This is a genomic window from Streptomyces flaveolus (genome assembly GCF_000716535.1).
Classification (GTDB): Bacteria; Actinomycetota; Actinomycetes; order Streptomycetales; family Streptomycetaceae; genus Streptomyces; species Streptomyces flaveolus_A.
In genome coordinates this window covers 133,458-146,735 of sequence record NZ_JNWV01000037.1, presented here as the reverse complement: position 1 = coordinate 146,735, position 13,278 = coordinate 133,458, and the positions used below count along the sequence as shown (strand labels likewise).

At 71.9% G+C, this 13,278-nt stretch carries 13 protein-coding genes and 1 pseudogene; 8 read left to right on the top strand and 6 right to left on the bottom strand.

What is annotated here, in order from left to right; all coding sequences use genetic code 11:
• Positions 1 to 2: 2 nt before the first annotated feature.
• Positions 3 to 1,001: an alpha/beta fold hydrolase gene (locus OO52_RS35320; RefSeq protein ID WP_030649689.1), complete on the bottom strand. Its 999-nt coding sequence runs from the start codon at positions 999 to 1,001 to the stop codon at positions 3 to 5.
• Positions 1,002 to 1,197: 196 nt separating this feature from the next.
• Between OO52_RS35320 and OO52_RS35315 the strand changes: the two genes are divergently transcribed.
• The 4 genes from OO52_RS35315 (at position 1,198) to OO52_RS35300 (ending at position 3,113) form a co-directional block, all read left to right on the top strand.
• Positions 1,198 to 1,431 carry a hypothetical protein gene (locus OO52_RS35315; RefSeq protein ID WP_030649692.1) on the top strand — a complete coding sequence of 78 codons (234 nt, stop codon included), beginning with the start codon at positions 1,198 to 1,200 and terminating at the stop codon, positions 1,429 to 1,431.
• Positions 1,432 to 1,671: 240 nt separating this feature from the next.
• Positions 1,672 to 2,313: a TetR/AcrR family transcriptional regulator gene (locus tag OO52_RS35310; RefSeq protein ID WP_030649695.1), complete on the top strand. Its 642-nt coding sequence runs from the start codon at positions 1,672 to 1,674 to the stop codon at positions 2,311 to 2,313.
• Positions 2,314 to 2,447: 134 nt separating this feature from the next.
• Positions 2,448 to 2,675 carry a DUF3107 domain-containing protein gene (locus OO52_RS35305; RefSeq protein ID WP_030649699.1) on the top strand — a complete coding sequence of 76 codons (228 nt, stop codon included), beginning with the start codon at positions 2,448 to 2,450 and terminating at the stop codon, positions 2,673 to 2,675.
• Between the two features lie 168 nt (positions 2,676 to 2,843).
• A complete protein-coding gene (locus OO52_RS35300; protein WP_030649702.1) occupies positions 2,844 to 3,113 on the top strand; it encodes a hypothetical protein in 270 nt (89 codons plus the stop codon).
• 90 nt (positions 3,114 to 3,203) lie between these two features.
• On the opposite strand, the gene OO52_RS35295 is transcribed toward OO52_RS35300, so the two are convergent.
• Positions 3,204 to 3,950 carry a ferritin-like fold-containing protein gene (locus OO52_RS35295; protein WP_231406414.1) on the bottom strand — a complete coding sequence of 249 codons (747 nt, stop codon included), beginning with the start codon at positions 3,948 to 3,950 and terminating at the stop codon, positions 3,204 to 3,206.
• 504 nt (positions 3,951 to 4,454) lie between these two features.
• Between OO52_RS35295 and OO52_RS35290 the strand changes: the two are divergent.
• Both OO52_RS35290 and OO52_RS35285 read left to right on the top strand, forming a co-directional pair.
• Positions 4,455 to 6,988: pseudogene (locus OO52_RS35290) on the top strand (DEAD/DEAH box helicase).
• A gap of 239 nt (positions 6,989 to 7,227) precedes the next feature.
• A complete protein-coding gene (locus tag OO52_RS35285; protein WP_030649712.1) occupies positions 7,228 to 8,112 on the top strand; it encodes an alpha/beta fold hydrolase in 885 nt (294 codons plus the stop codon).
• Positions 8,113 to 8,121: 9 nt separating this feature from the next.
• Here OO52_RS35285 and OO52_RS35280 read toward each other — a convergent pair whose 3' ends face one another.
• Positions 8,122 to 9,018 (bottom strand): NYN domain-containing protein, encoded by an 897-nt coding sequence (locus OO52_RS35280; protein WP_037629895.1) that lies wholly within the window; start codon positions 9,016 to 9,018, stop codon positions 8,122 to 8,124.
• A 228-nt stretch (positions 9,019 to 9,246) separates the two neighbouring features.
• Here OO52_RS35280 and OO52_RS51740 point away from each other — a divergent pair, with 228 nt between their 5' ends.
• The gene (locus OO52_RS51740) at positions 9,247 to 9,399 is read left to right on the top strand and encodes a hypothetical protein (protein ID WP_107054713.1); all 153 of its coding nucleotides are present in this window, start codon (positions 9,247 to 9,249) and stop codon (positions 9,397 to 9,399) included.
• A gap of 56 nt (positions 9,400 to 9,455) precedes the next feature.
• On the opposite strand, the gene OO52_RS35275 is transcribed toward OO52_RS51740, so the two are convergent.
• The 3 genes from OO52_RS35275 to OO52_RS35265 form a co-directional block, all read right to left on the bottom strand.
• Positions 9,456 to 10,061 (bottom strand): MarC family protein, encoded by a 606-nt coding sequence (locus OO52_RS35275; protein WP_030649717.1) that lies wholly within the window; start codon positions 10,059 to 10,061, stop codon positions 9,456 to 9,458.
• A 119-nt stretch (positions 10,062 to 10,180) separates the two neighbouring features.
• Positions 10,181 to 11,038, bottom strand: coding sequence for a PHP domain-containing protein (locus tag OO52_RS35270; RefSeq protein ID WP_030649722.1), 858 nt, complete (start codon positions 11,036 to 11,038; stop codon positions 10,181 to 10,183).
• A gap of 186 nt (positions 11,039 to 11,224) precedes the next feature.
• Positions 11,225 to 11,866 (bottom strand): DUF6758 family protein, encoded by a 642-nt coding sequence (locus tag OO52_RS35265; RefSeq protein WP_030649725.1) that lies wholly within the window; start codon positions 11,864 to 11,866, stop codon positions 11,225 to 11,227.
• A 169-nt stretch (positions 11,867 to 12,035) separates the two neighbouring features.
• On the opposite strand from OO52_RS35265, the gene OO52_RS35260 reads away from it, so the two are divergent.
• On the top strand, positions 12,036 to 13,259 hold the full coding sequence (locus OO52_RS35260) for an MFS transporter (protein ID WP_030649727.1): 1,224 nt from the start codon (positions 12,036 to 12,038) through the stop codon (positions 13,257 to 13,259).
• The last annotated feature ends 19 nt before the right edge of the window (positions 13,260 to 13,278 follow it).

The following is a 13,278-nucleotide window of genomic DNA, read 5'->3' as shown; positions in this document are numbered from 1 at the left end:
CCTCAGCTCCTCGCGCCCGCGACGGCCGCGTCGGCGCCGTCGCGGGAACCGGCCGTCTGCGCCAGCAGCTCCCGGAACGCGCCCGCCACCACGTCGGGGTACTCCATCATCGCCACGTGCCCGGCGTCCGGCAGGGAGAGCAGCCTGGAGTGACGGAAGGCGCGGGCGGCCTTGCGGGCCATGCGGAACCCGACGAGCTGGTCCCGGCCGCCGTAGATCAGCAGCGTCGGGGCGAGCACCCGCTCGGCCTGGCGCCACAGCCCGTGCTGCCCGCCGAGCGTGTAGGCATTGACGATCCCGCGCGCCGAGCGGGTCATCGCGTCCCAGAAGTACGGCAGCCGCAGCCGTCGTTCCAGCTCCTCCACGGCGTACTGGAACGCCTCCGGCGAGACCCGCCCCGGGTCGCCGTAGCAGAGCGCCATGATGCCGCGTACGCGCTGCTCCGCCGTCCACTCCTTGGTGAGCCGGATGAAGAGCGCGGCGATGCCCGGTACGCCGAGCAGTGCGGTCGGCACCGCGCTGCGCTGCACCCGCATCTCGGGCAGGGCGGGCGAGACGAGCGTGAGCGTGCGGACCAGGTCGGGGCGTACGGCGGCCACGCGCGTGGCGACCGCGCCACCGAGCGAGTTGCCGAAGAGGTGGACCGGGCCGCGGCCGGCCGCGTCGAGATAGCGGATCACCGCGCGCGCGTGCCCGGTGACGGAGTAGTCGCCGTCGTCCGGGGGCGGGGAGTCGCCGAAGCCCGGGAGGTCGACCGCCTCGCTGTCGACGACGCCGTCCAGCTCGGCCATGAGCGACGACCAGTTCTGCGAGGATCCGCCGAGCCCGTGGACGTACAGCGCGGGCGGCAGGTCCTCGCGCGCGGGGGGCCGGGAACGGACCGTCAGGGTGGCGCCGGGCAGGCCCACGGAGCGCAGCCGCTCGCCCTCGCCGGCCGGGACGGGCGCCACCCTGGGGAGCACACTGGCGGCCGGCACGGAGGGCGACTCGGTCGAAGACATGCGGCAATGTTACGAGGTGATCACGTCAAGGTCGGTGTGTTCGCCGTCACAGACTGAACCGCCCGGATCCGGAGAACCAGGCACCGAACGGGCCTGATGCATGGCGTCCGGATCAGCCGTCTCCTAGGCTCGTACAGAGGGCACCCGCGTGTGGCCCCTGCCGCTTACAGGGACGTTCGTAGGAAGGGAGCCCACCATGGCCTATGACCCCACCGAGCCCGACGCGATCGTGGACATCGAGGACCTGGAGGCCGACGCGGCAGTGGAGAGGGACGTCGAGGCGCCCGAGGTGGACGCCGCCGAGCAGCACGCGGACATCGCGCCCGACCGTGACGACCCCCTGACCGGCTTGGACCCCGCGCGCGGGAACGAGGCCGATCTCGTCGAACAGGCGCGCGTCGTCTCGCTCGACGAGGACGACTACCGCTAGCCGCACCGAGGACGGCCACCGCCGCGTCGACGAGGGGCGATCACGCATGCCGACGAGGGGCGATGCCGGCTGACCTCGCAGGACCGCACGGCCCCCGCCCGACCCCGTTCGACGGGCCGTACGGCTTTCGCCATCCGTCCGGTACGTGAAATTCTGCGCTCGCACCGCGCACACCACGGTTACCGAAAAGTACGATGGCCGCGCGGCCTACACCGCATGTGGACGACTTTGGGAGGCGGCGTGACAGCCATCGAGCAAACTGAGGCGGCACGCCCACGGGGCACCCGTCTGCCGCGCCGAGCCCGGCGGAACCAGTTGCTGGGTGCCGCTCAGGAGGTTTTCGTCGCGCAGGGCTACCACGCGGCGGCGATGGACGACATCGCCGAGCGGGCCGGCGTGAGCAAGCCGGTGCTCTACCAGCACTTCCCCGGCAAGCTCGACCTCTACCTCGCCCTGCTGGACCAGCACTGCGAGTCGCTGATCCAGGCGGTGCGCGGCGCGCTGGCGTCGACGACCGACAACAAGCAGCGCGTCCGGGCCACGATGGACGCCTACTTCGCCTACGTGGAGGACGACGGCGGTGCCTTCCGCCTGGTCTTCGAGTCGGACCTGACGAACGAGCCCGCGGTGCGCGAGCGCGTGGACAAGGTCACCAACGAGTGCGCCGAGGCGATCTGCGACGTCATCGCCGAGGACACCGGCCTCTCGCGCGCGGAGTCGATGCTGCTCGCCTCCGGTCTCGGCGGTCTCGCCCAGGTGGTCGCCCGCTCCTGGCTGCACAGCGACCGCAGTGTGCCGCGCGACCAGGCGGTGCAGTTGCTGACCTCGCTGGCCTGGCGCGGCATCGCCGGTTTTCCGCTGCACGGCAGCGAGCACCACTGACGGCCGTTTGTTCCCGCTCGGTGTTCGCTCCTGGCGTTCCGGCCCACAGCGTGTACGTCCCCTCACCGGGCTAATGTGTGCAGCGTAGGGCGCGGAAGATCGCGCACATCACTGACCGTCGGAGGGACATAGCCGTGGAGGTCAAGATCGGCGTGCAGCACGCGCCCCGCGAGATCGTTCTGGAGAGCGGTCAGAGCGTCGAGGAGGTCGAGCGCGTGGTGGCCGAGGCGCTGGCCGGAAAGACGGGGCTGCTCAGCCTCCAGGACGAGAAGGGCCGCAAGGTCCTCGTACCGACGGACCGTCTGGCGTACGTGGAGATCGGCGAGCCGACCGTGCGCAAGGTCGGTTTCGGCGCGCTCTAGGCCGCAGTCGTGAGAAGGGCCCGGCGGCCGTGTGCCGCCGGGCCCTTCCGCATGACGTGCGCACGGATGGAGCACAGGCCCTTCACAGCGCAGGATTGCAATCCGCAGGTCACGGGTATGACGGGCTACGACCGTCGAGCCAGACCGGCCGTGGGAGGGACCCCCGACATGATCCTCGAAGCACTCGGCTCCGCCGTGCTCGGTCTGATCCTCGCGTGGGCGGCGACCCAGCGCCTCGCCCACCGGCTGCCGGCCCGCCCGCTGGTGTACTGCACGGGCATCGCCGGAGCCCTCTTCGGGGACTTCGTCACCCACAGCGCCCTGGGCCCCGGCTCGGCCCTGCTCAGCCTCCTGGGCGCCGCGGTCATCTCGGTCGCGTCCCTGTCCCTGCTCCTCCGCCCCGCGGGCCGCCTCCGCCGCCGATCAGCCACGGCGTAAGGGCCGCGCCCCGGCAGGGGCGCGGGGAACCGCGCGAGCAGCCGCGACGGCCCGCGGCCGGGAGAGCGGCAGGCCCGCCCCCACGGAGCGCTACGCCGCCAGGCCCAGCGCGGCCATCCGCTTCGTGTGGGCCTCGGTGATCCGCGAGAACATCCTGCCGACCTCGGCGAGGTCGAACCCGTCGGCCACCCCGCCCACGAGCATCGTGGACAGCGCGTCCCGGTCGGCCACCACCCGCTGGGACTGCGACAGCGCCTCCCCCATCAGCCGCCGCGCCCACAGCGCCAGCCGGCCGCCCACGCGCGGGTCGGCGTCGATGGCGGCCCGCACCTTCTCCACCGCGAACCCGGCGTGCCCGGTGTCGTCCAGGACGGCGAGCACCAGCTCGCGCGTGTCGGAGTCGAGCCGGGCCGCGACCTCCCGGTAGAAGTCGCTCGCGATCGAGTCGCCGACGTACGCCTTGACCAGGCCCTCCAGCCAGTCCGATGGCGCGGTCTGCCGGTGGAAGCCGTCGAGCGCGGCGACGAACGGGTCCATCGCGGCCGTGGGCTCCTCGCCGATCTCGGTCAGCCGGTCCCGCAGCCGTTCGAAGTGGTGGAACTCGGCCGAGGCCATCTTCGCCAGCTCCGCCTTGTCCGCGAGGGTCGGCGCCAGCTTGGCGTCCTCCGCGAGCCGCTCGAACGCCGCCAGCTCCCCGTACGCGAGCGCGCCGAGCAGATCCACGACCGCGGCGCGGTACTGCGGGTCGGCGGACGCCTGCGCCCAGTCCTGGGCGGCGACACCGGTCGGTTCGGCGGGTTCGGCGGACGCGTTCTCAGGCTTGTCAGAGCTAGTCATGAGGCGCACAATAGTCCGCTCGACGCTCCGCTCAAGCCCTGGTCAACGAGTGTGACCACGACTACGTGACCAAATCGGCCATCGCATGTGCGCGATTCCGGGGTATGGTGGTAATGCGCCTGCCAGAGTGCGTCGACGATGCTCGACGTGTCACGACAGGCCGCACGCATGAGGATGCCCGGTCGGTGGCCCGATCGGCTCCGACCCGACAGCCCTCCAAGGCCGTACGGCAATGATCGTACGACGGCAGGAGGGACCCCTCAGCGGTACGAGCGCTAGAGCGTCGGCAGAGGTCCCGTGTCATACGGCTTGCCCGAGTGGTTCGTCCGTACGGCAGCCGACGTCCCCGGCACGGTCAGACATGACCCCCGCTCGCTCGCCTCGCACCGCGCACACAGAAGAGGCAGCACCCTGACTACGACGTTTCGAGAACTCGGAATCCTCCCCGAGACCGCCGAGGCCCTGGAGGCCGTCGGCATCACCACCCCCTTCCCCATCCAGGAGATGACACTCCCCGTCGCCCTCTCCGGCACGGATGTCATCGGCCAGGCCAAGACCGGCACCGGCAAGACGCTGGGCTTCGGTCTGCCGCTCCTCGAGCGCGTCACCGTCCCCGCCGACGTCGAGGCCGGACGCGCCGCCCCCGAGGCCCTCACGGACGCCCCGCAGGCGCTCGTCGTCGTCCCCACGCGCGAGCTGTGCACCCAGGTCACCAACGACCTGCTGACGGCCGGCAAGGTCCGTAACGTGCGCGTCCTGGCGATCTACGGCGGCCGGGCCTACGAGCCCCAGGTGGAAGCCCTGAAGAAGGGCGTCGACGTGGTCGTCGGCACCCCGGGCCGTCTGCTCGACCTCGCGGGCCAGAAGAAGCTGAACCTGAACCACATCAAGAGTCTGGTCCTCGACGAGGCCGACGAGATGCTCGACCTGGGCTTCCTGCCCGACGTCGAGAAGATCATCAACATGATTCCGGCCAAGCGCCAGACCATGCTGTTCTCGGCGACCATGCCGGGCGCGGTCATCGGCCTCGCGCGCCGCTACATGTCGCAGCCCGTCCACATCCGCGCCACGGCGCCGGACGACGAGGGCGTGACGGTCGCGAACATCAAGCAGTTCGTCTACCGCGCGCACAACATGGACAAGCCCGAGATGGTCGCCCGCATCCTGCAGGCCGAGGGCCGTGGGCTGGCGATGATCTTCTGCCGTACGAAGCGCACGGCCGCCGACATCGCCGAGCAGCTGCAGAACCGCGGCTTCGCCGCCGGCGCGGTCCACGGCGACCTCGGCCAGGGCGCCCGCGAGCAGGCCCTGCGGGCCTTCCGCAACGGCAAGGTCGACGTCCTCGTCTGCACCGACGTCGCCGCGCGCGGCATCGACGTCGAGGGCGTCACCCACGTCATCAACTACCAGTCCCCCGAGGACGAGAAGACGTACCTGCACCGGGTCGGCCGGACCGGCCGCGCGGGCGCCAAGGGTACGGCGATCACGTTCGTCGACTGGGACGACATCCCGCGCTGGCAGCTGATCAACAAGGCGCTGGAGCTGGACTTCAACGACCCCGTGGAGACGTACTCGAGCTCCCCGCACCTGTTCTCCGACCTCGGCATCCCCGAGGGCACGAAGGGCACCCTGCCGCGCTCGGAGCGGATCCGTGCCGGTCTGGACGCGGAGGAGCTGGAGGACCTGGGCGAGACCGGCGGACGGGGCGCGCGGGGCCGTGGTGGCCGCGGTGGCCGTGCCGAGTCGGCCCCTGCCGAGCGTGAGCGCCCGGCCCGTACGCCGCGTCGCCGTCGCCGCACGCGCGGTGGCACCCCGCTGGACGCCTCTCCGGCCGCGCCGGCCGCCGAGGCCACGCGGACCTCCGGTACGGAGGAGACGCAGGCCGAGACCCGCACCCCGCGCCGCCGTCGCCGTACGCGCGGCGGAGCGTCGGCGGAGCCGGTGACGGCCGCCGCCACGCCGACGACGGCCCCCGAGGCCGCCGTCGAGACGGTGACCACGGCCGAGGGCCCCGCTGCCCTCGACACCCCGGAGAAGCCGCGCCGCCGCCGCACCCGCAGGTCGGCCGCGACCGAGTCCCCGGTGACCGAGTCCGCTGCGGCCCCGGCTCAGGCCGAGTCCCCGGTGACCGAACCGACCGTGGACAAGGCCCCGGTGGCCGAGCCCGTGGCCGCGGACAGCCCGGTGTCGGAGCCCGTCTCCGAGGCGGCCCCGGCCGCGGAGACCAAGCCCCGTCGCCGCACCCGCAAGGCGGCCGAGCCCACCGGCCCGGCGGAGTCGGCCCTGGACACGGCCGAGGCCGCGGAGGCCAAGCCGCGCCGGACCCGGAAGACCGCGGCTGCCGCCGAGGCCGCCGTGGACACCGCCGAAGCCACCGAGGCCAAGCCGCGCCGCACCCGCAAGGCCACCACGGCCGCGCCGGAGACGGCCGAGGCCACGGAGGCGAAGCCCCGCCGCACCCGCAAGGCAGCGGAGCCGGCCACGCCCGACGCCCCTGAGGCCGAGGCCAAGCCGCGCCGGACCCGGAAGACCGCGGCTGCCGCCGAGGCCGCCGTGGACACCGCCGAAGGCACGGAGGCGAAGCCGCGCCGCACCCGCAAGACGGCCGCCACGGCACCCGAGAGGCCAAGCCGCGTCGCACGCGGAAGACCGCGGCTGCCGCCGAGGCCGCCGTGGACACCGCCGAGGACACCGAGGCCAAGCCGCGCCGCACCCACAAGGCTGCCGCAGCCGAGCCGGAGACGGCCGAGGCCGAGGCCAAGCCGCGCCGCACGCGCAAGACCGTCGCCACCGTGGACGCGGTCGACGGGGAAGCGGTCGCCGCTCCGAAGGCGCGACGGACCCGTAAGGCCGTTGCCGAGGCGGCTGCTCCGGAGATTCCGGCGCAGGCCACCGAGGAGCCGGAGGTCAAGCCGCGGCGCCGGACCCGCAAGACCGCGGCGTCCGCTGCCGAGGCGGCCGGTGAGGGCGCCGAGACGACGCCCAAGCCGCGCCGGACCCGTAAGGCCACGGCGGCCGTGGAGGCTCCGGAGGCCTGACCGTGCGCCGCGTAGGCGGCACAGCGGCAGCGTAAGTGCCGGTCCGGTGGCCGGGTTCACGACAGTGAACCCGGCCACCGGTGTTTTAGGAGGCACTTCGCGCCCGCCCCCGCACCTCGCGCCCGCCCCCGCGCCACCGCCCCGTCCAGCGCCACCACCCCACCTCCCGCGTCACCCCGCACCGCGTCACCCGCCCCTCCCGAACGGCCGCCCCCGCTCCCTCCCGATAACCTCTCCCCATGAGCAGGCCCCCCACCTTCGTCCCGCCCCCCGGCGCCCGCGCGTACTCCCTCCGGACGGCGCGCGGTGAATTCGCCGTGGTCGACGCACCCGTGGCCGTCGGTGCCGAACCGAAGGGCGTGGCACTGCTGCTGCCGGGGTTCACCGGCAGCAAGGAGGACTTCAATCCGCTGCACGCGCCGCTCGCCGAACGCGGGTACCGGACCGTCGCCGTGGACGGGCGGGGCCAGTTCGAGTCGGACGGCCCGGCGACGGACGAGTCCGCCTACGCGCAGGAGGAGTTGGCGCGGGACGTGCTCGCGCAGGTGGAGGCGATCGGCGGTCCGGTGCATCTGCTGGGCCACTCCCTCGGCGGCCAGATCGCGCGCGCGGCCGTACTGCTCGACCACACCCCCTTCCTGTCGTTCACCCTGATGGCCTCGGGTCCGGCGCAGATCTCGACGCCCCAGCAGGAGCGCGTGAAACTGCTGCGGGACGCGCTCATGGTGCTGAGCATGGCGGAGGTGTGGGAGACGATCCAGGCGATGGAGCCGCCGGAGGAGACGGAGACGCCGGCGCTCGACGCGGGCCTGGACGACCGGGACGACCTGCGGCGCCGCTGGCTGGGCACCAAGCCCGCCCAACTCCTCGCCACCGGACGCCAGTTGTGCACGGAACCGGACCGGGTCGCCGAACTGGCGGCCGTACCGCTGCCGTTCCACGTGCTGTCGGGTGCACGGGACGACACCTGGCCGCTGCCGCTGCTCGACGACATGGCGGTACGGCTGAGGGCGCGCCGGACGGTCGTCGAGGGCGCCGAGCACTCCCCCAACACCGACCGCCCGCTGGAGACGGCCCGCGCGCTCGCGGACTTCTGGGACGACGCCCCGGGCACCCGGCGGTAGGACGAACGCCTAGTACTGCGACTGAAGATGCTCCCAGAACCCGTCCCTGAGCGCCCGCCGCAGGTCCGCCTGGCCGCGCAGGGAGTACTGGAGCAGTTCCTCGGCCTCGACCAGCAGGTCCTGGTCGACGGAGCCGGGCAGGTAGGGATGGCCGGGGAACAGTTCGACCAGCGCTTCGCGGCCCCGGGAGGCGAGCCATCTCGCCGCGATCTGGGCGCCGACGAAACGCACGTCCTCACGGCTGGGGCGGGCACCGCCGACGGCCTCGAACGCGGCGGCCGTGCGCCGGGAGACGTACGGCTTGAAGAACTCCAGGTCGAAGGTGCGCTGGCTGTCGACCTCCCAGAGCAACGGCTCGGCCTGGTTGCGCCCTTCGGGCGCCTCGATGCCCCAGAGGTGGACGCGGGCGCCGTAGCCCTGTGCCGCCTCCACCGCCGAGACCAGGTCCTCGTCGCCGCCGAGGAGGGCCGCGTCGCTGATCGCGCGGTGCCGCGCCAGTGACTCCAGGTCGGTCCGGATCAGCGAGTCGACGCCCTTCTGCTGGTTGTTGGCGTTGAGGTTGCCGAGGCGCACCTTGACGTCGGGCAGTTCGGCGATGACCTGCTGCTCGGCGGTGTGGATGCGGCGCCGGGCGCCGTCGTACCAGTAGACGCGCAGCAGCCGGCTGTCCGCGAAGATGGTGCGCGCCCTGTCGATGAAGGCGTCGATCAGGCCCTCGGCGTCCAGGTCGAAGGCGCGGCGGTCCTCGGTCCCGGCGACCAGCCGACCGGCGGCCGCGTACAGGTAGCCCGCGTCGACGAAGATCGCATGGGTCGAGGGCGTCTTGGCCACCTCGGCGAGCATGCGTTCCAGCAGCTCGTTCGTGCGGTCGATACGGGCGCCGAGGGCGGCCAGGTCGTCGTTCATCAGCTCCATTGTCCCGGTGGTCACAGTGCGAACACAACCGGTCCCAGCGGGTCCCTCTCCCGTCGTGAGCATGTCGCTTACCGGTCGGTAATTAGTTGTTCGAAAAATTTCTTTAGCGTAGGGAATGTTCGTAACAACCGGCGCGTTGACTACGTACGACGCTGGATACACCAGAGGTCACACCAAGTAGTTCTCCGCAGGAGGATGACCAGACGAAGGGAGAAGCCCATGCGCTTCGAAATCATGCGACTCGACGAGGTCGACGGCACCGCCGTGGACAGCACCGTCGTGGACGCCGCCTCCGTCAACCGGATCGTGCAGCAGGCCGCCGCCATCGGACAGCGCCTGTGGATCCGCCCGGCCGACACCCCGGCCTCGTAGCCCGCGCGCGGGCCTCCGCCACTCAAGCTTTCCGGGGGAGCCGAGCCGCAGACGGCTCAGCTCCCCCGGATCACCTGAGTGACCCCGTTGATGATCTGCTGGACGGCGATCGCGGAGAGCATCATGCCCGCGAGCCGCGTCACCAGGACCACACCGCCGTCCTTGATGACCCGGATGATCAGCAGCGAGTAACGCATCACCAGCCACAGCACCACGTGGATCGCGAGGATCGCGGACCACACCGAGAGCTGCGTGGTCAGGCTGTCCGCCTTCTGGACGGCGAGGATCACGGACACGATCGCCCCGGGCCCCGCCAGCAGCGGCATGCCCAGCGGTACGAGCGCCACGTTCACGTCCTTGGTCTGCTTCGGCTCGTCGGTCTTGCCCGTCAGCAGGTCCAGCGCGATCAGCAGGAGCAGCAGCCCACCCGCGATCATCAGGGCGGGCACGGAGACGTGCAGGTAGTTCAGGATCTGGTGGCCCAGGACACCGAAGACGGCGATGACCCCGCCCGCCACGCAGACGGCCTGGAAGGCCATCCGCCGCTGCACCTTGGCCGGCCGCCCGGCGGTCAGGGCGAGGAAGATCGGGGTGATCCCGGGGGGATCCATGATGACGAAAAGGGTCAGGAACAGGGAGCCGAAGACGGCGATGTCGAACATGGGGGAAGTACAGGCCTTGCGGGAAGAGGAACTAAGGGCGTGAGGCGGTACGGACCGCGGGCATGAGGCAGTACGGACCGCGGGTGTGAAGCGGTACGGCGGGGAGGCCCTTCGGGGCCTCAGGCTCCGCCGGTCCCCGGCACCGGGAACGCGCCCGTCGCCCGCCGGGTGATCTCCCCGTACACCTCGGGGTCGGTCGTGTACGCGCCCAGCGCCACGGTCTTGCGGCTGCCGTGGTAGTCCGACGAGCCCGTGACGAGCAGCCCCAGCTCCTTCGCCAGGCCCCGCAGGCGGTCCCGGGCCTCGGCGTCGTGGTCCATGTGGTCGACCTCGATGCCGTCCAGGCCGGCCTCGGCCATCTCCGCGATCCGGGACTCCGGCACGGTACGGCCACGCTTGGCGGCGGCCGGATGCGCGAACACGCAGACCCCGCCCGCGGCCTTGACCAGCCGGATCGCCTCGAAGGGGTCGGTCTCGTGCTTCTCCACGAAGGCACGCCCGCCGTCGGCCAGCCACTCCTCGGTGAACGCGTCGCTCACCGTCGGTACGACACCCAGCTCGACCAGCGCCGAGGCGACGTGCGGGCGCCCCACCGAGCCACCGGCGGCGATCCGCTCGACCTGCTCCCAGGTGACCGGCACGCCCAGCGCGTTCAGCTTTGCGACCATGCCCTTGGCCCGCGGCACCCGGTCGTCCCGGACCAGCTCGCGCTCGGCGAGCAGAGCGGGCTCCTCGGGGTCGAACAGGTAGGCCAGCAGGTGCATCGAGACGCCGTCGACCCGGCAGGACAGCTCCGCCCCGGTGACCAGCGTCAGCCCCTCGGGCAACGCACCGATCGCCTCGGCGTACCCCCGCGTGGTGTCGTGATCGGTCAGCGCGACGACGTCCAGGCCTGCGGCGGCGGCGTTCCGCACCAGCTCAGCGGGCGTGTCCGTGCCGTCGGAAGCGGTGGAGTGACAGTGCAGATCAATACGCACGACAACTCCAGGACACGGACGGAAGCAAGGGGACACCTAAGGATAGCGGTGTTTCCGAGCCCCACTGTCACACCCGCAACCGGTGAGCGCCCCCTACCGCAACCCCCTAGGGGCGCGGGGAACTGCGCGACAAGCCACGACGCACCCGCAGCCGCGAACGGACAGAACCCGGCACCCCCATGGGCGCTACGGCCGGAGCAAGCGCGGCGACAACGCTCCGCAGGGCACCAGGTCCAGCTCCGCCCCCGCCTCCCGCAAGTCGGTCAGCACCAGCTCGTCGTACATCAGCAGACCGGACTGTTCGGGCCACATCACCGCCCACAGCCACATCCCGAGCGCCTCGCCGGCGAAGACGGCGCGGTCGTCGGGGGTGCGGTAGACGTGCCAGAGCGGGGTGGGCCGGCCCGCGGCCAGCACCTTGGCCTCCGGCGGCTTCTCCACGTTCATGTACGACCCCGGATCCGGGCCGTCGATGCCGGCGTAGTGCGCGCCGAGGCCGACGCCCAGCTCCTCGGCGATCAGGATCAGCTCGCCCGGCCCGCCGAGCGGTCCGGGGCCGGAGCAGGCCACCGCGGTCGCCCGGCCGCCGCTGCGGTCGTCACCGGCGTACCCCACACCCGTGAACAGCCAGCCGACCGGCAGCGGCCACGGCATCCACACCGGCACCTGAGTGCGGTGGACGACGACGTTGAGCGCCTCGACGCTGGGCGGGATCACGGGCTGCAGCGGATACACCGTGCCGTGCACATCGCACTGCCACGCATCGGCGAAGAGTCCGGGAGCCCTGACCCGGCCACCGCACCTCGGGCAACTGGGTTCGCCCCTCATAGGGCTCCACGGTCCTACCCCAGCACGCCCACGTCAAGGACGATCACCCGTCCGGACCGAAGTGCCGCCCCGATGCCCCACGCCCACGATAGATGCATCTTGCATTAATTAGCTGCGCTAACTTACTATGTGCATAACCCAACCATCTATGTGAGGACGGGAGAAGCACATGGACCCCTTCGACGCGGGAGCCGGCGGCATCCTGCGACAGCCCAAGGCGGTCTGGGCCACGGCCGGCGCCTCCGTCGTCGCCTTCATGGGCATCGGCCTAGTCGACCCGATCCTGCCGTCGATCGCGCAGGGCCTGCACGCCACCGCCAGCCAGGTGTCCCTGCTCTTCACCTCGTACTTCCTGATCACCGCCGTCGCCATGCTGCTGACCGGCTTCGTCTCCAGCCGCATCGGCGGCCGCAAGACCCTGCTGCTCGGTCTCGCCCTCGTGGTCGTCTTCGCGGGCCTGGCCGGCACCTCCGGCTCGGTCGGCCAGCTCGTCGGGTTCCGGGCCGGCTGGGGGCTCGGCAACGCGCTCTTCGTCTCCACCGCCCTCGCGGTCATCGTCGGCGCGGCGGCCGGGGGCAGCGCGGCGGCGATCCTGCTCTACGAGTCCGCGCTAGGCCTCGGCATGGCCTGCGGCCCGCTGCTCGGCGCCGTCCTCGGCAACGTGAGCTGGCGCTACCCCTTCTTCGGCACGGCCACGCTGATGGCGGTCGGCTTCCTGTGCATCACGGCGTTCCTGAAGGAGCAGCCGAAGCCGGCACGGAAGACCTCGGTCCTGGACCCGCTCAAGGCGCTCGGTCACGGCGGCCTGGCCTCGGCGGCGGTCTCGGCGTTCTTCTACAACTACACGTTCTTCACCGTGCTGGCCTTCACGCCGTTCGTGCTGAACATGACGCCGTACCGCTCGGGCGCGGTCTTCTTCGCCTGGGGTCTGCTGCTCGCCGTCTTCTCGGTGATCGTCGCCCCCCGCCTGCAAGCGCGGTTCGGCTCGCTGAAGGTGCTCGGCGGCTCGCTGATGCTGCTGGCGGCGGACGTGCTCGTGCTCGGCTACGGCGGTCACACCGCGGCCGTCGTCTGCACGATCCTGTCCGGTGCCTTCATCGGCGTGAACAACACCGTCTACACCGAGCTGGCCCTCGGGGTGTCGGACGCCCCGCGCCCGGTGGCGAGCGCGGGCTACAACTTCGTCCGCTGGTTCGCCGCCGCGGCGGCGCCCTACTTCGCGCCGAAGATCGAGGAGTGGACCGACATCCACGTCCCGTTCGTGGTCGCGGCCGTCACGGCCGTGCTGGGCGCGCTCGTGGTCGTCGTACGGCGTAAGGCCCTGGTCCACGACGCCGAGGAACTGGAACCCGGGCACGCGACCGAGGACGGGGTCGGCGTCTTCGCCAACTGACCGGATCCGGCCTTGTGTT

Coding starts and splice junctions, on each gene's coding strand:
- OO52_RS35315 (WP_030649692.1), top strand. CDS start 1,198: ATGGCCTATGACCCCACCGAGCCCGACGCGATCGTGGACATCGAGGAC.
- OO52_RS35275 (WP_030649717.1), bottom strand. CDS start 10,061: ATGTTCGACATCGCCGTCTTCGGCTCCCTGTTCCTGACCCTTTTCGTC.
- OO52_RS35300 (WP_030649702.1), top strand. CDS start 2,844: ATGATCCTCGAAGCACTCGGCTCCGCCGTGCTCGGTCTGATCCTCGCG.
- OO52_RS51740 (WP_107054713.1), top strand. CDS start 9,247: ATGCGCTTCGAAATCATGCGACTCGACGAGGTCGACGGCACCGCCGTG.
- OO52_RS35320 (WP_030649689.1), bottom strand. CDS start 1,001: ATGTCTTCGACCGAGTCGCCCTCCGTGCCGGCCGCCAGTGTGCTCCCC.
- OO52_RS35295 (WP_231406414.1), bottom strand. CDS start 3,950: ATGACTAGCTCTGACAAGCCTGAGAACGCGTCCGCCGAACCCGCCGAA.
- OO52_RS35285 (WP_030649712.1), top strand. CDS start 7,228: ATGAGCAGGCCCCCCACCTTCGTCCCGCCCCCCGGCGCCCGCGCGTAC.
- OO52_RS35265 (WP_030649725.1), bottom strand. CDS start 11,866: ATGAGGGGCGAACCCAGTTGCCCGAGGTGCGGTGGCCGGGTCAGGGCT.
- OO52_RS35280 (WP_037629895.1), bottom strand. CDS start 9,018: ATGAACGACGACCTGGCCGCCCTCGGCGCCCGTATCGACCGCACGAAC.
- OO52_RS35260 (WP_030649727.1), top strand. CDS start 12,036: ATGGACCCCTTCGACGCGGGAGCCGGCGGCATCCTGCGACAGCCCAAG.